The sequence below is a fragment of the Marivirga sericea genome (assembly GCF_900177665.1).
Classification (GTDB): domain Bacteria; phylum Bacteroidota; class Bacteroidia; order Cytophagales; family Cyclobacteriaceae; genus Marivirga; species Marivirga sericea.
In genome coordinates this window covers 70,218-90,234 of the sequence record NZ_FXAW01000005.1, presented here as the reverse complement: position 1 = coordinate 90,234, position 20,017 = coordinate 70,218, and the positions used below count along the sequence as shown (strand labels likewise).

The window sequence follows — 20,017 nt, the reverse complement described above, 5'->3', positions numbered from 1 at the left end:
AATACTTTTAAAAGTGATGAAAAAGTGCATGTACTTAAGTTCGTTTAGTAATTATGTAGGTCTATTTTTTAGACACACCTACCTTTTAGAAGTTTAAATACCTAAATCTATAGTTTATTTATTTCCCATCCCCCAATAATTCCTATCTTTACTCTCAATGACCCCATTTCGAATTATCATTACATTTTTAGTCATCAGTTTAATGGGATTGGCGCTTATTCCCAAACTGTCGGTCAACCTGAACCCTACTTATCAGACGCCTGAGATCAGTCTGCAATTTAATGTGCGTAATGCAGATCCTACGCAGGTGGAGAAACTGGCCACCGCTCCATTGGAAAATATTTTATCCCAACTTAGAGATTTAGATGAGCTCAATTCCCAGTCCCGCTATGGAAGCGGAAATATTACCCTTCGCTTTTCTAAAAATGCAGATTTGGCATATAAACGCTTTGAAGTGGCCACGCTCATCCGACAAGTCTATCCGCAATTGGATGAAAAAGTCAGTTACCCAATTTTGCAAAGCAGTGGGGGAGATGAGGAGACGGAAAGCAAAACCATTCTGAGATATACGGTCCGCGGACCTTTTGCTTCTTACAGAATAAAGGTAATTACCCAAGAGTCTATTGTGAAGCCTCTGCAAAAGATTGCCGGAATAGAAGCTTTGCCTGTTTACGGGGCTAATAATCTACAAATCAGTATCAATTTTCACTCCCAAAAGTTAGAAGCTTATGGGTTAATTCCCAGCGATTTAAGATCGGCTTTGCAACAAAGTGGTCAATTGCGTTATCCCGGTTTGGCACAAAGTGCGGGCAATGAAAAATATGTTTTAGTGCTTGACCAGCGATTTGATGATATTCAGCAAATAGGAGAGTTGAAAATCATTCAAACCGAATCAGGAAATAGCTACAAGCTAAAAGATTTAGCGGATATTAATTTGGAGGAGCAAGAGCCCAATAGTTACTACAGAATCAATGGCGAAAACTTTGTAACGCTTGTAGTGGAGGCTCGGAAGGGAGTAAACCGAATTAATTTGGCCAGAGAAGTAAAATCTCGATTAAATGAAATCGAAGATAATTTGGCGCAAGGCTTGGCGCTCCGTTTGGTTTATGATGATACCGAATACCTGGAAAAAGAGCTGGATAAACTTTATGAAAGATCAATTCTATCCATTAGCATATTGATTCTTTTCATTTTTTTAATCAACCGCAATTGGCGTTATCTCTTGGTGCTCTTTGCCGGTATTTTAGTGAATGTTTCCCTTGCCATCATAGGCGTTTGGGCATTGGATATTGAAATCCATTTGTATTCTTTAGCGGGTTTGACTATTTCCTTTGGCTTGATAGTCGATAATGCCATTGTGATGATTGATCATATTCATAAATACAAAAATCGGCATTTGTTTTTGGCGCTACTGGCTGCTTCGCTGACCACGATAGCTGCATTGTTATTGGTTTTCCTATTACCGGAAGAGCAAAAAATGAACTTGGTAGATTTCTCCAAAGTGGTTGCATTGCTTTTGGGAGTTTCACTCTTGGTAGCCCTGTTTTTTACGCCTTCGCTCTATGAATTATTGTTCAGCTCGCAGAACCAAAATCGTAAAGGGAATAGTATGAGGCAATTGCGCAGAAAAGTGCGCTGGTTTTGGAGGTATTCCAATGCTATTAATTGGTCAGTGAAATACCGCAAAACCTTCTTTACCTTGCTATTGCTAGGATTTGGTTTGCCCATCTTCATGCTCCCTGCCAAATGGGAAGATCATGAGTGGTATAATAAAATTATCGGTTCCGATATTTATCAGGATGATATCCGGCCGATTTCTGATAAATGGTTAGGCGGGAGTTTACGCCTTTTTGTGCGTAATGTATATGAGCGTTCGAGCTATAGAGAGAATGAAAAAACACGCCTCTATATCACGGGAAAATTACCGTATGGAAATACCCTCGAGCAGATGAATAGCATCATGCAGGATTTCGAGGAATTTCTTCTGCAGCAGGAGGGGATTGATATTTTTACGACTCAAATCTATTCCGGTCAATACGGTAGTATAGAGATCATTTTCAAAGAGGAATATGAGAAATCAGCATTTCCTTATCAATTGAAAGCACGTTTATCGTCTAGAAGTACGAATTGGAGTGGAGTCAATTGGAGCGTTTATGGAGTAGGGCAGGGCTTTTCTACGGGTTCTAGTGACGGAATCCCATCTTTTAGGGTAGCTTTAAAAGGCTATAATTATTTCGAACTGGAAAACCAAGCCGATAAACTGGCAGAGATGCTGTTAGAACATCCCCGGATTCAGGAAGTGAATACTAATGAGCGGATGAGTTGGCGAGATCAGAAAAGTAAGGAATATATCATTAGACCTGATTTGAAGGAGTTAGCTTTTCATAATGTAAGCCTTTCAGACTTCACCAATGCCATTAGAATGCACGCTCCGGCAAATGGCGCTACGGCCTATTTACCTATTAATGGGGAACAGTTTCCAGTGGTTTTAGCCTCTGCACAAGCAGACGATTTCAACAAATATGCATTGGAGCAATACAGCTTAGACTATGCTGGAAAAAGAATTCCTACAGGGAAATTAAGTAAGCTACAGTTAGAGAGCACAGTGAATGCGATTTACAAAGAAAACCGCAGCTATATTAGGGTGTTAAGCTTTGAATATTATGGATCTTCTCGTTTTGGTAGTAAATATTTAGATGAGATTCTGGCAACTTATGATCAAATCAAACCCTTAGGGTATTCAGCCGAAAAGCAATCATACAGCTGGGGATCAGATGCTGCTAAAAAACAATATTCGCTCTTACTCTTGCTGATAGTCGCTATTTTCTTCATTTGCAGTATTTTATTTGAGAGCTTCAAACTGCCTTTCTATATTTTACTGTTAATTCCACTTTCTTTCATTGGTTTATTTCTCACTTTCGGATGGTTTGAGTTTTACTTTGATCAAGGTGGCTATGCCGCTTTCGTAATGCTGGGCGGCTTAACAGTAAACGCTGGGATTTATATTCTATACGATTTTAAGAATCGAAAAGTCCAGAATAGCAGAGCTTTCCTTAAATCAGTAAGCACTAAAGCAGCCCCGATATTGTTGACTATATTCTCCACCTGCTTTGGCTTGATTCCATTTGTCATGAGCGGGCAAAATGAGGTGTTCTGGTTTTCTCTTGCGGTTGGTACAATTGGTGGTTTGATATTCTCTATGATTGGGGTGTTTTTCTTTTTTCCGCTGTTGGCTGTGAGAAAGTCCCAATCTTAGGCTTGCTTAGAATTTTTTTAGTTTGTTTGTGTCATGTCATCAGCCACCACTATAATATAATCTGCGATAGTTGATTTTTCCTCTTCGGGCATTTTATCCCATTCTGAATGCGAGACAGTCGTGACGGAGGCAATCCTAATGTCGGGTTGAATTTGACTGATCCACCAAATGATACCTTGATCATAATTAGAATGATAAGATCCTTGGATATGAAATAAGAAATCGTCCTCATTGAAATTTTCAAGTGAGAAATGAGCCATTGTAGCATCTTTGGCGGCTTGAGCTGCTTGTATATTGAGCATATTTTCAGGTACATGTCCACCCATCATCTCAGCCATTTCTGCGTAAGCTTTAACTGTGGGATCAAAGTACTTTTCTATATCAGGGCTTATTAGTTCAAGTGCTTCTGGACTTAATTCATTTAATGCCTCTAGTCCATTTTTGTAAATCATAGAAGCATATCTCCTTGGGATGTTGGTAGCAATAAATCGCAAACTATGAGCTTTTGCGAAATCAAGTAAAGGCTTATAATCGGTTTTATAGTTGCTCCACATTTGGGTTACCTCAGGAGTCATCTTATCCTCCGGGTAAAAGCCCTTTAAATATTCATCGATTACAAGTTGGTTGCCAGCTTCAAACATTTCAGCTCCGAAATAGAGTTTCTCCCCTTTGATTTCATAGAAGCTTTTGCTCATTTCCAATTGCAGCCAATGTGAAATAGGGTTATTATGATATTCCCCGAAAAACACCATATCACTTTTTGAAAGGCTATTAATCATATCACTATATTCAGCGATTTCACCATCATTACTGAATAATTGGTAGGCAGTCTTGCTCTGACCTTTTGTGAAGCTTATTGCAGAAATGAGGAAGAGCCCAGTTAGGATAAAGTTTTTCATATTTATAGTGTTTTAAATTCCTTTCATCAAAATTTAGCCACCAGCTTTCCAAATTGCTTTCCCTCTTTCATTTTATCAAAAGCATCAATAATTTCATCAAAAGGTCTTATGGAATCGATGATGGGCTCTATTCTATTTTTCTTGACATAAGCAATCATGGCTTTAAACTCATCATCATTGGCCATCGTACTGCCTTGCAATGTAATTTGGTTCCAAAACATACGGTGCACATCTAGATTTTGTGGTTTGCCTTGAGTAGCACCATAGAAAACGATTCGACCAGCGGGCTTCATTAATTTTATGAGATCATTGATTCCGTCACCGGCAGCACTATCGATTACCAAATCAAAGCCGCCAGATTTACTTTTAGCATCTTTAACCCAATCTTTTTCTTTGTAATTAAAAGCGCCTTTTGCGCCAATTTCAATCGATTTTGTCCTTTTCAATTCATCACTTGAGGTAACATAAACATGGGCCCCTTTAGCAAGTGCAAATTGAAAAGCAAATTGAGCAACACCTCCTCCAACACCAGATATTAGGACATTTTCTCCTTTTTGACAGTTCCCATGATGAAATAATGCCCTGAAGGCAGTCATGCCACCTAAAGGCAGCGCTGCAGCTGATTCTTTACTTAAATGAGCGGGCTTTTCAGCTATCTTTTCCGTACTTATAGAGACATATTCGCAAAATAAACCATCTGAGGGGGTACCTAAAATGTGATATTTGGAGGATTGAACCTGAGGATTCTCTCCCCATTCAATATTTGGGTTGATAAGCACTTCCTTTGATTTCCAGACTTCATCAACTTTAGCCCCGGTTTCTACAACAGTACCACATGCATCTGAACCTATTATTGTACCTGGATTAATTCCAGGATATTTTCCTTCTCTGATGAACTGATCTCTGTGATTCAGTGCTACTGCATTGATCTTTACCAGAACTTCATTTTCTTTAGGCTTTGGTATCTCTTTATCTGTAAATTGAATTTGATTATTTTCGGCTATAATCAGTGCTTTCATTATTATGTATTTTAGTTTCAATAGGCTTATTTTTCTAAAAAATAATAGAAAAGACCTACCGTTACAAATTAGTTTTTAATCAAAAAGGCGCTTCATCCGAATCTTCTGGTCTATCTTTTCCAGTGGCTTTACTTGGTAAAGTTACTGAACTAGGTGCATCAAAATCGGAAGGAACCCCTGCTTGTGAAGGGAAAGTGGTTCCATATCCCGGTACTCCACTGTCGCTTCCAGGTGCATCAAGATCTGAAAATTTAGTAAATCGTCCAATAAATTTCAATGGAACAGTCTCTAAGGAACCATTTCTGTGTTTTGCAATGATTACTTCGCCCACATTAGAGGTTGGCATTCCATTTTCATCTTCCGTAATGCCATAATATTCTGGTCTATACAAGAACATTACCATATCCGCATCTTGCTCGATCGAACCTGATTCCCTTAAATCGGATAGCTGTGGCCTTTTATCTCCACCACGAGTTTCCACTGCACGACTCAATTGTGAAAGTGCAATTACTGGCACGTTCAACTCCTTTGCAATATTTTTTAATGATCGGGATATGGAAGCAATCTCTTGCTCACGGTTTCCACCACCGCCACCAGCTTTTGAAGTATCACCTGACATCAATTGTAAGTAATCAATCACAATTAACTGGATGTCATGTTGTTGTTTTAATCTTCTACATTTTGCTCTAAGTTCTAAAATAGAAAGAGCAGGTGTATCATCAATAAAAATTGGAGCTTCCGTTAAAGCAGCCGTTTTATGAACTAATTGTTGCCATTCATAATCTTTTAAGTCACCTTTTTTAATTTTCTCTGAATCCAATTCCGCTTCAGATGAGATCAATCTATTGACCAATTGAACAGAAGACATCTCTAAGGAAAAAATAGCTACAGGTTGCTTGAAATCTACAGCAGCATTTCTAAGAGCCGAAACTATAAAAGCTGTTTTTCCCATACCTGGTCTAGCAGCTATAATGACCATATCAGATTTCTGCCATCCTGAAGTTACACGGTCCAGCGCAGAGAAACCAGTTGGAACTCCTGTTAAACCATCAGTATGGTTCCTTCTTTCCTCCAACTCTACAAAAGCTTGCTTCATTAAGGATGACATATCCGCATAATTCTTCTTGATATTGGAATTAGTGACATCAAAAAGTTCCTGCTCTGTTTTATCTAACAAATCAAAAACATCTGTTGTGTCTTCGTAGGCATCTTCCTGAATTTCACGAGATATTTTGATGAGTTGCCTTTTGATGGCTTGCTCAGCTATAATTCTAGCATGGTATTCAATATTTGCAGCGGAGTTTACTCTTGAAGTAAGGGATGTAATGTAATAGGCTCCACCTATTAGGTCTAATTTTCCATTTTTTCGTAACTGATTCGTAACCGTCATTAGATCAACAGGTTCCGAATTGTTGAAAAGTTGAACAATTGCTTTGTAAATTTCTTCGTGAGCTTCTCGGTAGAAACTTTCTGGTTTTAGAATGTCAATTACGTTGGTTAAAGCATCCTTTTCTAACATTAGTGCTCCTAATACAACCTCTTCTAATTCAACCGCCTGGGGAGGCATTTTCCCCATATTATCGCTTATATCGAGTTTTTTATTTTTCTGACCTATCCTTAATGCGGATGATTTTTTTGATTCCATATGTTCCCCTACTAATTTTGAATTTTCAAAAGCTAACAAAGCTAAATTATTATTTTCTTTATCGTTAGTGAAAACCAATCAAGTTTCCTACAACTTATCCACAGCTTATCAACATCTAAAAACATGAGATAATTTGCCACGGCATAAACTTTATTCTATTTTTGAATAATCTAATACAAACCAAATGGATTTAAATCAAATTAAGCGAGTACATTTTATAGCTATAGGCGGAAGCGTGATGCATAATCTCGCCTTGGCTCTTCATAAAAGGGGGATTATAGTAACAGGTTCAGATGATGAAATTTATGAACCAGCGGCAAGCAAATTAAAAGCAGCTGATTTAAGTGCCTCCATAGGATGGAATGCAGATCAATTGCATGAGGACTTGGATGCAGTTATTTTGGGTATGCATGCCAAAGAAGATAATCCTGAACTGAAAAGGGTACAGGAGTTGGGCTTGAAGATTTTTTCTTTCCCGGAGTTTATTCGAGCTGTTTCCGCTAACAAACAGAGAATTGTGATAGGTGGAAGTCATGGAAAAAGCTCCATTACAGCTATAATCATGCACGTTTTAAAAACAGCAGGTAAAACTTTTGATTATTTAGTGGGTGCTGAAGTGGAGGGATTTGACCTAACAGTACAGATCTCCGAAGCAGCTATTATCGTTATTGAAGGAGATGAATATTTATCTTCAAAATTAGATCTTCAGCCAAAATTTTTGAAATATGACCATCACATTGGTGTGATCTCCGGGATAAAGTGGGATCATAAGAATGTTTTTCCAACCTTTGAAGATTATGCCAAGCAATTCGATCTGTTTGCCGATAAAACACCAAAAGCAGGCTCTTTAATCTACTGTGAGGAAGATAATCTTGCAAACATTGTAGGTGCTAAAGAGCGTGAAGATGTTCGTAAACTTCCATATTCTGCTCATGAAGCTTTAATAAAGGGTGGGAAAACCTACTTAAAAACCAAAAATCAAGGTGAAGTGAAAATAAATATTTTTGGTAGGCACAATCTTCAAAATATCAAAGCAGCTCAAGAGGTATGTGATATTCTGGGTGTCCCCGAAGAGACCTTTTATAGCGCTATTGCAACATTTAAAGGGGCAAAGAACAGATTGGAATTATTGGCTGAAAATAATAGTATTAAGGTATTTAAGGATTATGCGCATGCACCGTCAAAATTGAAGGCTACTGTGAATGCACTTCATCACCAATTTACTGAAGGGAAAATATGTGTTGCTTATGAATTGCATACTTTTAGTAGTTTGGACAAAGGATTTATAAATGAATATAAGGATGCGTTAAAGCATGCGGATGTGGCATTTGTGTATGTCAATCCTGATAATATTAAACTTGAAGGAGACAATAAACTCCAAGAAGCTGATATTAAAACAGCTTTTAATAATTCTGATTTACAGTTTTTCGAAGATGTCGTGCAGCTGAAAAAAGCGATGGAAAACCAAAAAGGTAAAGTGGAAACCTTTGCCTTTTTAAGCTCAGGTCATTTCGGGAACTTAGATTTAAATGAAACCGCTCAATTATTAGTTAAATAGTTTATGTTTTTAAAACTCAAAAATCCCTTGGTCATATTTGACCTAGAAACAACAGGTACTAATGTTGTACAAGACAGAATAGTGGAATATTCTTTCGTGAAGGTGATGCCAGATGGTGACATCATTAAAAATACTGAAAGAATAAATCCAGAGAGACCGATACCTGTGGAGACTAGTTTGATACACGGAATTTACGATAAAGATGTTAAAGACAAGCCAGCTTTCAAGTCAGTTGCTAAAGAGCTGTCTGCCTTTTTACATGGCTGTGATCTGGCTGGTTTCAATATTTTAAAATTTGATGTGCCAGTGCTAGTGGAAGAGTTTTTAAGAGCAGATGTGGATTTTGATATCTCTAAGAGGAAGTTGTTAGATGCTCAAAAGATTTTTCATATGATGGAAAAAAGAACTTTAACCGCAGCCTATAAATTTTATTGCGATAAAGATCTAGTCGATGCGCATTCTGCCGAGGCAGATACCTTGGCCACATTAGAGGTATTAGATGCTCAAATTAAAAGGTATGAGGGTGAAAGTTTAAAGGATTTAAAAGGAAAGACAATAGGTACCATTGAAAATAACGTAGAAACCTTACATCTAATCACTAATGATAATATGGTGGATTTAGCAGGAAGATTTGTTTTCAACGATGACGGTATTGAGGTTTTTAACTTTGGAAAACATAAAGGACAAGCCGTTGAAAATGTATTGAAAAAGGAGTCTGGCTATTATGACTGGATGATGAAAGGAGATTTCCCAATGGATACTAAGAGAAAGTTAACAGAGATTAAACTTCGAGGTTTCCAAAGATAGTCAGGAATTACAGTAATCATAAGGCCCTAGATTAAGTAATAATTTAGGGTTTTATTTTTAGTAGATTTTTGCTGTTTTCCGCGTTTTTCTTTTGTAGTTTTTATTGAATATACTTAAGAGATATTTTGAGCTATAGCCAGATTTTAGTGCAATTTTAGCTATAACCTACATTTACCTATAAATTAAACGTTCAGCCCAATTTCTAAGTGAAAATTTGTATATTTTTATGAAATATAAATTTATAGAAATAATTTATAAGCGGAATTGAATTGAATACGAGATACTTAGAAGAAATAGGAAACATATTTGAAAACCAAAACCTTAATTATAAAGTTTTGGAAAATTTAAGTATCTCGGAATTTGACGATTATAAATGTTATTATTTGCTTGTAGAGAATAGCATATTGTATGTTATCTCAATAGGTGAAGCTAACAGTCAGAAATCGCAATTATTTTTCAAGAATTTGCAGAAAGCAGCTCAACTGCACAGTAGTCAAAAGTTGACATTCATTATGGATGCTACGCAGCTGTATAATATTCCAGCTTCTGTGCGCAGAGAGATTCATTTTTTTGACCTATCATTTAGGAAGTACTGGGCTAAGGTTTTATTTATTTATCAAGGGGTAGGAAAAGTCATCATGGATATGTATTCAATCCATAAACCGGAGCAGCTCGAAGGTGTAGAAAAGGTGGGCAATCCCTATTTGGCCGTTGAGTATGCGATTAATGGACGGCAGTCCGATATTTTATCTGATGATTACTTGAATTCACTTACTAAGGACGAGTTGATTGCAGAAATAAAGAGATTAAAGGCGAAGGAGTCTATACAGAACACTAACATAGAAAATAATGGAAATGAAATTATTGAGATCCTCACCAATTTAAGCTGGGAGGGTAAAAATACTAAATTATTAGAAAGCGAAGTAGAGAGATTTAACCCTATTCAAGTTCTAATAAATACTGTCATAACTGACTACAAGCAACTAGCGAGAGAGTTAGAAGAAATCCAAGAAGATTTTTATAATCAGCTACAGTTTCAAGTAGGGGAAGTTTTGCACCAGGAAGCAACTTTAAGGGCCATTTTTGATAGTCTCGAATCCATAGTGTGGATGATTGATGCTGATTTCAATTTACTAGCCTTTAATAGCAAATTTTATAAACATGTCAAAGTTCAGTACGGGATCGTACCTGAAGTAGGAATGAATTTGCTAGATCAGAAGGAGATTTCATCTGTATACGAAAAAACCATTAGTAGAATCAAAATAGCACTTAATGGAACGGAAGAAAATTATAGAGATTTCTATGAGGAGAATGGACGAGTTGTAAAAGTTGTCGATTCGAAGGTTTTTCCTGTAATGGTCAACAAACATATCAGCGGAGTTGTGTGTATCACAGATGATATAACTGAAAGTTTTGAAGCTAAAGAAAAGATTAAAAGTAATGAGCGAATAATTGCCTCAGTAAATAAAAATATTTCTGAGGCAATTTATAGAAGCACTCATGACAAGGGCTTGATTTTTATAAATGAAGCTTTTGTTAAAATGTTCGGGTTTGATTCAAAAGAGGAGTTATATCACCACGCTAAATTGAACAGCCTTTATGCAAATCCTGATGACAGAGAGCGGTTAGGGAAGCTATTAGTTAAAAAGAAAGAAGTAACCAATGTAGAAGTCCAATTTCAAAAGAAAAATGGGGACACTTTTACAGGTTTAATTAGTAGCATGGTAAGCTTAGATGAGGAAGGATCAACTTATTTTGATGGAGCAATACGTGATGTGACAGCTATTAAAAGTGCTCAAGAGAAACTCAAAAAGCAAAATAGAGAATTAAAAAAATTGAATACAGAGCTGGATAGTTTTGTTTACAGTGCTTCACACGATTTAAAAGCACCACTTAGTTCTGTTAAAGGGCTGATTAATCTCGCAAAAGATGAGGATGATAAGGAAAAACTAGCTCATTATTTAGATTTAGTAGATAAAAGTATTAATAAACTTGATGATTTTATTAAGGATATCGTGGATTTATCGCGTAATGCGAGGCAGGAAGTATCAGCTGAGCCGATAGATTTCAATGAATTAATTCAAGATACTCTCGATAACTATCAGTATTTGCAGAATTATGATAGAATAGAAAAAAAGATTAGTGTTGAATCAGATGTTCCATTCTATTCTGATAAAAGACGATTGAAAGTGATTCTTAATAATCTTATATCGAATTCTATTCGGTATTTTAATCCATTTATAGATGATCCTTATGTTGAAATTGTGATCAGTGCAAATGAAACTCAAGCAAATATAAGTATTTCTGACAATGGTTTAGGTATTGAAAATCAATATCTTGAGAAAATCTTCGATATGTTTTTCAGAGCTTCTAATAGCAGCAAAGGCACTGGAATTGGACTCTATATAGTAAGAGAAACTATTCAAAAGATACAAGGAGAAATTCATGTGAAATCTAAGATTGACAAAGGTACCAAGTTTACGCTGACTATTCCTAACCTTAAATTTTAGTTTTCAGAGTCGATTTCCTTTACCAAATCCTCATACCATTCTTTACTATAATTTCTGATTAAGGCATCTTTCAAGAACTTGTATAAAGGGACACCTAGTTTTTCCCCAAAATCGCAGGCAGGATTACAAATTTCCCATCTGTCATAGTTTAGTGCATCATACTCATCGTATTTGGTAATTCGGATCGGATATAAGTGACACGAAATTGGCTTTAGAAAATTGATCTTCCCATCATTATGAGCCTGTTCTATACCGCATTTTAAAATACCCTTGTCATCATAGATCGCATAAGCACATTCTTTATCATTAATGGTAGTTGTGCTATAATCCCCTTCCCAATCCTCAACATATTCCCCTTGATCCTCTATGGCTTTAATGCCTTCTGCAGATAAGTAAGGTTTTACTTTTGGGTATATTTCTTTCATGATCGGAAGCTCTTCCTCTGTTAAAGGTGCTCCCAAATCGCCCTCTACGCAACATGCTCCTTTGCACTTTTCTATGTTGCATACAAAATTTTTATCCTTAATGTCATCGGTTATGACTGCATTGCCTACTAGTATCATACGGTAAAATTAATTTTAATTGCTGGAATACCCTTAAAAGATTTGAAATGATTTTATAGAAAGTAAATACAAGCTAAAAAGTTCCGCCACTTATGTTATTGGTAAAACAACTTTGAAGGTAGTTCCTTTTCCAACTGAGCTTTCAACCGAAACTTTACCATTATTTAATTCTACAAATTCTTTCACTAACAAGAGACCTATTCCTGCACCAGTAGCAGAAGAAGTACCTATTAAATGATCTCTATTGATTACAAATAATTGATCTATTTTTTCGGAGGGAATTCCTATACCTGAATCACTGATGCTCAACTCAGTGGATTTTTTTGGATTTGTTCTTGCAGATATAGTGATTTGGCCGCCGTGAGGTGTGAATTTTATTGCATTGGAAATAAGATTTCTTAGAACGATTTGCATGGTTTCCTTATCGGCACTAATATGATGATATTTAGGCATTGTAATATTTAAACTAATCCCCTTCGATTTTAACAGAGAGTCAAATAGTTTTTTGAGTTCATTAATTTCCGTATTAAGTTGTATCGTTGATTTGTTTATCTCCAGCCCTTGCAGTTGGCTTTTTGACCAGGCCAAGAGGTTATCTAATAGATTGGACGAACTATTTAAATCTCTTTCTAGATCATTGGTTAGCTGCTTGAACTCATCTTCGCTTACAGCTCCCTTTTTATAGAGACCTAATATTCCTTTAAGAGATACAACAGGTCCCCGTAAGTCATGCGAAATAATAGAAAAAAGCTTATTTTTGATGTTATTTAGCTCTTCTACTTTTTTAACCTCTAGATCTAGTTCATTCTTATTGATAAAAGAAGTCATTTTTTGTCTATCTAGTAGATAGGAAGCTAATATTCCGACCATATAGATGACAAATAGTTGTGAAATCTGCCTTTCTGCTACTGCTGAGTAATTAATGTTTTCGATGTACAATATGTACGCGATGAAATTGATGGTATTGACCACAAGTGCGTAACGGAAACGCATCCCCATGATAGTTGAGGTGATAAAAATAACTACCATTAAAATATTTGACAAGAATATATCAAAAGCGGGGTCAGTATTAAAATGATAATGCAGAAAGAATATGGAAGATATAAATAAGGCTATTAATAGGCCCATGTACTGCGTGAATTGGTATTTGTGTTCTCGAAAGAGAAAAGTTAAACTTCCTAAGACTAATAAAATCAAGGCCATACCGCCCCTAAAAGCGATGGAAACTAGGTCTGCCTGATAACGAAAAACATCTATAAAGATAAAGATTATACTAAGAGCCGTGCCCAAAACGATTACAAAACGGAGGGCATGCAAATCCTCTTTAAAACAGCTGAGATTAAATTTTCTCTCTGTTTCAGGATTTTTAAACCATAGGGTAAATAAGTTGTATTGGTATAATTTGCTCAAGAGAGAAATATTTAAATCAATTTAATGAAAATATTGTAATTCATGTAAAATAATTCTTCGATGTGGGATTTCGCACTGCTTTTTTGTCTCTGAAAGAATTTCGGCTTTGAATCACATTACTGTAATTTTTGGCTAGGAACTAAGCAATTTTCTATTAGAGCCTTGTATAGTACTTTGCTAATCAAATTGTTTGGTATATAAAAAATAAGAAAAACATGCGTTTTGCTTCAAAAAGCTATCTGTAGAGAAATTTATCATTCAGTATCACTTTCAAATAAAAATAAAAAGGCTGGCAAATGAAATTTGCCAGCCAAATGCAACTGCTTTTAACAATTTATATTGAAGAGAATAATTTAGTCTAGTTTTAAAAATTTTGTTTCAAGCCATTGATTATTATCTGTTTTAATTCTTATGAAATACATTCCAGGACTTATATCTTTAGTATTCAGGTGATAGATTTTATCTGTAAAAGTCACTTCTTTTAATTTTAAACCTCTTTGATTTATTAAGACTAACTGATTTCGAATACCAAAATTTTCAGAGATTATTGTTAAGTGATTTTTTGCTGGATTTGGATAAGCCCTTGCTTGAATACTATTCTTATCTTTACTAGCTGTAATAAATGAGGTAATTGCTTTAAATATATAGACATCACTTTCTATTTGACCATCACTAACTGTCAACGATACTTCTAAAGTATCTGCTTCGGTAGTGCTAGTAATTAAACCTTCTGATAAGCTGTAATTGTCAGAAGGTAAAATGTTCAACGAAAAATCATTTGGGAATGTATTGTCTGGGTCTGTCACAGTCAATTGGTTTAACTTTATTTCTAAGCCCTCTGAGTTAATTTCTGGTATTTCCGTTTGACCGGTGATATTTGGTGTGTCATTTACATTGCTGACAGTAATTTCAGTGAGGTATGCGTTAGAAGTATCAACTTGATCCGAGACCCTGAGATTGAGTTTTAGTTTACCATAATAATTTAATTCAGGATATACTACGTTTTCATCAACAGTGTAATTGTCTCCATCCAATAAAATCATCCGCATATTGTCAACACTATTATCTGGATCACTAATTTGCAGCTTACCAATTTCGATGGCCAAAGAATCATCTTCATTTATTACAGTCATTCCTGAATATGCAGTGATGATCGGGACATCATTAACAGGCTCAACTTTAGCAATCGCCTGGAATGTAACGCTAGTATCTAAACCATCGGTCAGAGCAATATTTATATTTAAGTCACCATTGTAGTCTTGATCTGGTATAATATTATCTGAATTCAAAGTGTAGTTTTCACCATCCATTAAAATAAGACTTAAGTTTTGAACAGGATCATCAACATCTGAAGTGGTAAAAGTTTCTTTTGTTATATTGAATGCACTATCTTCTAAGACCTTGATATCTTCAAGTTGTGAATCTATAGCAGGAGCTCTGTTTAAGGATACTTTTATAATATTGCGACTAATTGACTCACCCTCTACATCAAATCTACCTACTACATATGCTGTTTTTGAAGTACTAGATTCTCTATATAATTGACTTGCTGCTGATAAGTTGATTAATTCTGATGGCTTAACAAATGTGGAGTCAACAGAGCCATCAAAATATCTTCTTTGCCAAACATATTTTTTAAGGCTGTCATTATAAAATTGCAAAAGCATTGAATTTTTGTATTCAGTCAAACAGATTGTTTGGTTTGGAAATGCATTTAAAGTTAGAAGCTCACCATCAGGGCCTAATTGAACTACTCCATTGGTATCCTGGCCATCATATTCATCGAAAAGGCCCGAAATAAAAATAGAATCATTAGAAAACACATTAAGATATAGAGGAGAACGGATAAAACCACCTGTAATACCATTATTTACATCGAAGCTTTCATCTAAGGTACCGTCTTCATTAAGACGAATAATACCTGATACTGGCTGATTATCATACGAGTCAAAAATTCCTGATACTATCATTTTTCCATCCGATTGAAATGCAAAATTGGTAGAACCACCATTAGGACCACCGGTTCCTTCACCGTTCATATATGAAATGTCCTCTGATCCGTCAGGATTTAATCTATAAAAATTATTTGGCCCAAAGATCATAATTTTGTCATTTTCTAATATGTGGAATTTAGATATACCAGACATATCTTTAAAATTTTCATAACTAAAATCAGGGTCAATGGAGGCATCTTTATTTAACCGAATAAAGCTTTCTCCTGCATTTAGAAGAATTTTCTCCTCTTTAGTAAATTCGATTTGGAAAATTCCTCCCAAATTCTGTTGCATCGAAAATTCCGGATCTACTGAACCATCTAAATTTAGTCTAGCTAAATTGTATGATGTCTGATCTGATATTTGGTAGAAACTACCAATAACATATAGCTTATCATTAAGTTTTTTTATACTTGAAAAGCTGCCTTTCTGCGCGAGCGGGACCGAAAAACCTGCAATTGATGAGCCTTGAAAATCATATTTAGAAAATAAATTAAACGGGCCACTAGAGACATTACCTCCAAGTACTAATCCATCATTCTCAAATACCAAATTGAGACCATTTTCATATACGTTGTCATTAATTATAATAGGTACAAATGAATTGTCTCGACTCCCATCCATATTTAATCTAAAAAGATAAATCTCATATCCTTCTAAACCTTCGTAAAATGCGCTCAGATATATTTTATTTTCATGAATAAAAATGTTACTGGTAGGCCCGTTAATTTGAGGGAAATTATCTGCAAAGGATTGATCAATAGACCCGTCTGCATTAAGTCTCACCATCCCATCCGTCATGATATCATTGAAACTATTGATGTAAGAATTACCGATCAAAACTTTACCATCCTCTTGAACCTTAATCTCACCAACACGGTCATTGGTACCACTTCCTGGATCAAAGGTCTCATCTAAAGTTCCATCTAAATTTAATTTCGCAATATCATTTATTGGTTTTCCATTTATTTGTGAGAAATTTCCGCTAACATATATTTTATCTCCTTTTATCTCCACACTACTAATACTGTTATTAGCTGAAGTATTTGCTGAGAAATCCTCGTCTATTGATAAGTCACTATTTACTCTAGTGATAAAATCAAGTGGATTACTCACAAAAGATCTAGATAATACTATCTTGTCATCAGATTGAATTGCTAAATCAGTTATACCTTCAAAATCTTCATCGATATTAAGTAATTCACCATCATTATTCATTTTACCTAAATATCGTCTACTGGCAAAGATGATTTCACCAAGACTATTTTCTGCAAGATTCGCTATTGGAGTAGCTAAATCATGATTAAATTCGAAATTTTCATCTAAAGATCCATCTGGATTGATTTTTACCACTCCTTGAACAGGTTTGTCATTGGCATAATCGATGTCACCTATTACGATAATTTGACCATTGGACAGTTTAAGCGTTTCATAAACCTCGGCATAATCATATAATTCTGGAGTTTGAAAATCAAGATCAATTTGTTGGCTCTTGACAGGATTGATTAATAATAATAAGTTGATAGAGATTAATAGGATATTTTTTTTCATATGTAGGTATTTTCTTAGCGGCAAAACTATTAATTAATAGTTACTGTAAAAACTATTTCCTACTAAATTCTTTTATTGAACTGTTTAGGTAAGCTAAGTCAGTGTATGAGGACTGTTTTATTAATAAGGTTTTTTGTAGAAAATCCGTAAACCACTTCCTTTGACGAGATAAATAAATAATTTTTTGGTCGTATTTTGAGTGATGAAATGGCAATTTGAAATAATCGTATTTTCAATCAGTAAATGTATGAATTGTAATCTTTTATAATGTCATGGAGCTTTCAAGGTCTTAAGTGTTGATATCTTGGGAATTTTTTGATGATTGCTGGCGTGACTGCTTTTTTAAGATGATTTATTAAATTATTAGAAGATATAATTAAATTTTGCTTAGAAAGGATTAATCGGTATAATAAAGTATGATTTTGATGGATGCATCATTGCACTTAAGCTGTTAATGTTCTGATCAATCAAAATAATTTTAACATTTCCCCTTCCTTTTCGATGGCGGTTGGCAATTAGATTATAAATTTGCTCTATGGATTATTTAAGTCATTTGAATCCCCCGCAGCGAGAAGGTGTTGAGAATCTAGAAGGGCCTACCATGATTATTGCTGGTGCAGGTTCTGGTAAAACAAGGGTATTAACATACAGAATTGCTCACCTGATTACTACTAAAAATATTGATCCTTTCAGTATTTTGTCTTTGACCTTTACCAATAAGGCCGCAAAGGAAATGCGAGATAGAATCGAAAGGGTCGTGGGAACTGATGCCAGGAATCTTTGGATGGGTACATTTCACTCCGTTTTTGCTAGAATATTGAGAGCCGAAGCCGATAAATTAGGCTATCCTAGCAATTTTACTATTTATGATACGGAGGATTCCAAATCCTTAATACGAGCGATCGTGCGGGAAATGGGCTTGGATGACAAAATTTATAAGCAGAATGTAGTATATAGTAGAATATCGGGTGCCAAGAATAACCTAGTTTCTTGGCAAAATTATATGAATAATTCTGTTTATGTTTCTGAGGATGAACAGGCCCAGAAGCCTAAAATGGGTGCTATCTATAAAGAATATGTGCAACGCTGTTTTCGCTCTGGCGCCATGGACTTTGACGATTTGCTTTTCAATACTAATGTACTATTTCGTGATCATTTAGATGTACTGAATAAATATCAGCAACGATTTAAATACGTTATGATAGATGAGTTTCAGGATACTAATATCTCTCAATATCTGATTACAAAAAGGCTTTCAGCAGTTAATCAAAATATTTGTATAGTGGGAGATGATGCTCAAAGTATTTATGCTTTCCGTGGTGCTAACATCCAAAATATTCTCAATTTCGAAAAAGATTATCCTGATTTAAGGGTTATTAAGTTAGAGCAAAACTATCGTAGTACCCAGAACATCGTGAATGCTGCTAATTCCGTAATTCTTAAAAATTCAGCTCAGCTTAAGAAAAATATCTGGACACAGAATGATGATGGGGAATTAGTTCATCTGATTAAATCTACTTCAGATAATGAAGAGGGTAGGCTTGTAGCCTCTTCAATTTTTGAAGATAAGAATAATAAAAAGTTGGAGAATAAAGATTTTGCCATCCTATATAGAACCAATAGCCAGTCTAGAGCTATGGAGGAGGCTCTAAGAAAAAGTAGTATCCCGTACAGAATATATGGTGGGCTGTCTTTCTATCAAAGAAAAGAGATCAAAGACTTACTAGCGTATCTTAGATTTACCATCAATCACAATGATGAGCAATCCTTTAGAAGGATTATTAATCTACCCAAAAGAGGAATAGGCGCCTCATCTGTTGATAAAATAGTGGTCTCTGCTTTTGAAAATGACCTAGGGATTTGGGAAGGGTTGCAAAAAAGTCAGAGAGTGCTGCCGAATCGTGCCGCAAATGCAGTGGATAATTTTGTAACGCTGATTAAGACTTTCAAAATAAGACTAGGGAAATCGGATGCTTATGATACTGCTGCATTTATTGCAAAGCAAAGCGGTTTATTGAAGGAGCTATATGATGATAAAACTATCGAAGGATTAAATCGGTATGAGAACGTTCAGGAATTACTCAATGCCATCAAAGAATTTGTAGATGATGAGCAACAGGAAGATAAATCCTTAGAAGCTTTCATAGCAGATGTTGCGCTATTGACAGATGCAGATAATGAAGATAAAGACAATAATGACCATGTAAATCTAATGACTATTCACTCCGCAAAGGGATTGGAATTTAAACATGTATTTATTGTTGGGATGGAAGAAGATTTGTTTCCTTCCCAAATGATGCTGAATAGTCGTGCTGATTTAGAAGAGGAGCGAAGACTATTTTATGTAGCTTTAACCAGAGCGATGGAAAAGGTAACCTTGAGTTATGCTTTGACTAGGTACCGGTTCGGAAGACTTAAGAATTGTGAACCGAGCCGCTTTATAGAAGAGATCGATCCGGCTTATATTAAGGTAGATAGAAAATTCAATAGGTCAGAACCAATGGGGGCTTTAAATAATGGTGGAGGAAGCAGCGTTTATGCTAAAAATTTAGTGGCTCAAAGGAAGACAGAAAGAAAGGCAGTTCCACCAGGTAAGAAGTTGCATACTCCTTCTCCCGATTTTGCGCCTAGTGATACGCGTAGCCTAGATACAGGCATGAAAGTAGAACACCCTAAATTTGGTTTTGGAGAAGTGAAAAAGATGGATGTACAGGGAGCGAATCGAAAAGCGACCATCGAATTTGAGAATTTCGGAGAAAAAACGCTTTTGCTCACTTTCGCTAAGCTACGAATCATGGAATAAGT

General features: G+C 35.5%; 11 protein-coding genes. 5 read left to right on the top strand and 6 right to left on the bottom strand.

Annotation, left to right across the window (positions count from 1 at the left end; all coding sequences use genetic code 11):
- Positions 1 to 157: 157 nt before the first annotated feature.
- On the top strand, positions 158 to 3,256 hold the full coding sequence (locus B9Y84_RS12225; RefSeq protein WP_085517652.1) for an efflux RND transporter permease subunit: 3,099 nt from the start codon (positions 158 to 160) through the stop codon (positions 3,254 to 3,256).
- Positions 3,257 to 3,273: 17 nt separating this feature from the next.
- Here B9Y84_RS12225 and B9Y84_RS12220 read toward each other — a convergent pair whose 3' ends face one another.
- The 3 genes from B9Y84_RS12220 to dnaB all read right to left on the bottom strand — a co-directional run bounded on the left by B9Y84_RS12220 (position 3,274) and on the right by dnaB (position 6,819).
- Positions 3,274 to 4,155: a ChaN family lipoprotein gene (locus B9Y84_RS12220; protein ID WP_085517650.1), complete on the bottom strand. Its 882-nt coding sequence runs from the start codon at positions 4,153 to 4,155 to the stop codon at positions 3,274 to 3,276.
- 26 nt (positions 4,156 to 4,181) lie between these two features.
- Positions 4,182 to 5,174 carry a quinone oxidoreductase family protein gene (locus B9Y84_RS12215; RefSeq protein ID WP_085517648.1) on the bottom strand — a complete coding sequence of 331 codons (993 nt, stop codon included), beginning with the start codon at positions 5,172 to 5,174 and terminating at the stop codon, positions 4,182 to 4,184.
- Between the two features lie 79 nt (positions 5,175 to 5,253).
- Complete coding sequence (gene dnaB / locus B9Y84_RS12210; protein WP_085517968.1) at positions 5,254 to 6,819, bottom strand: replicative DNA helicase; 1,566 nt, start codon at positions 6,817 to 6,819, stop codon at positions 5,254 to 5,256.
- Between the two features lie 184 nt (positions 6,820 to 7,003).
- Between dnaB and B9Y84_RS12205 the strand changes: the two genes are divergently transcribed.
- The 3 genes from B9Y84_RS12205 (at position 7,004) to B9Y84_RS12195 (ending at position 11,694) form a co-directional block, all read left to right on the top strand.
- Positions 7,004 to 8,377 carry a UDP-N-acetylmuramate--L-alanine ligase gene (locus B9Y84_RS12205; protein ID WP_085517646.1) on the top strand — a complete coding sequence of 458 codons (1,374 nt, stop codon included), beginning with the start codon at positions 7,004 to 7,006 and terminating at the stop codon, positions 8,375 to 8,377.
- 3 nt (positions 8,378 to 8,380) lie between these two features.
- Positions 8,381 to 9,184 (top strand): 3'-5' exonuclease, encoded by an 804-nt coding sequence (locus B9Y84_RS12200; RefSeq protein WP_085517643.1) that lies wholly within the window; start codon positions 8,381 to 8,383, stop codon positions 9,182 to 9,184.
- A gap of 269 nt (positions 9,185 to 9,453) precedes the next feature.
- The gene (locus tag B9Y84_RS12195; protein WP_085517641.1) at positions 9,454 to 11,694 is read left to right on the top strand and encodes a PAS domain-containing sensor histidine kinase; all 2,241 of its coding nucleotides are present in this window, start codon (positions 9,454 to 9,456) and stop codon (positions 11,692 to 11,694) included.
- On the opposite strand, the gene B9Y84_RS12190 is transcribed toward B9Y84_RS12195, so the two are convergent.
- The 3 genes from B9Y84_RS12190 to B9Y84_RS12180 form a co-directional block, all read right to left on the bottom strand.
- Positions 11,691 to 12,257 carry a DUF3109 family protein gene (locus tag B9Y84_RS12190; protein WP_085517639.1) on the bottom strand — a complete coding sequence of 189 codons (567 nt, stop codon included), beginning with the start codon at positions 12,255 to 12,257 and terminating at the stop codon, positions 11,691 to 11,693. The two genes, B9Y84_RS12195 and B9Y84_RS12190, sit on opposite strands and share 4 nt — an antisense overlap.
- Positions 12,258 to 12,347: 90 nt before the next feature.
- Complete coding sequence (locus B9Y84_RS21080) at positions 12,348 to 13,667, bottom strand: sensor histidine kinase (RefSeq protein WP_085517636.1); 1,320 nt, start codon at positions 13,665 to 13,667, stop codon at positions 12,348 to 12,350.
- Positions 13,668 to 14,020: 353 nt separating this feature from the next.
- On the bottom strand, positions 14,021 to 17,212 hold the full coding sequence (locus tag B9Y84_RS12180; protein ID WP_085517634.1) for a T9SS type A sorting domain-containing protein: 3,192 nt from the start codon (positions 17,210 to 17,212) through the stop codon (positions 14,021 to 14,023).
- A 535-nt stretch (positions 17,213 to 17,747) separates the two neighbouring features.
- Here B9Y84_RS12180 and B9Y84_RS12175 point away from each other — a divergent pair.
- Entirely contained in the window at positions 17,748 to 20,015 is a 2,268-nt protein-coding gene (locus B9Y84_RS12175; protein WP_085517632.1) for an ATP-dependent helicase, read from the top strand.
- Positions 20,016 to 20,017 lie beyond the last annotated feature (2 nt).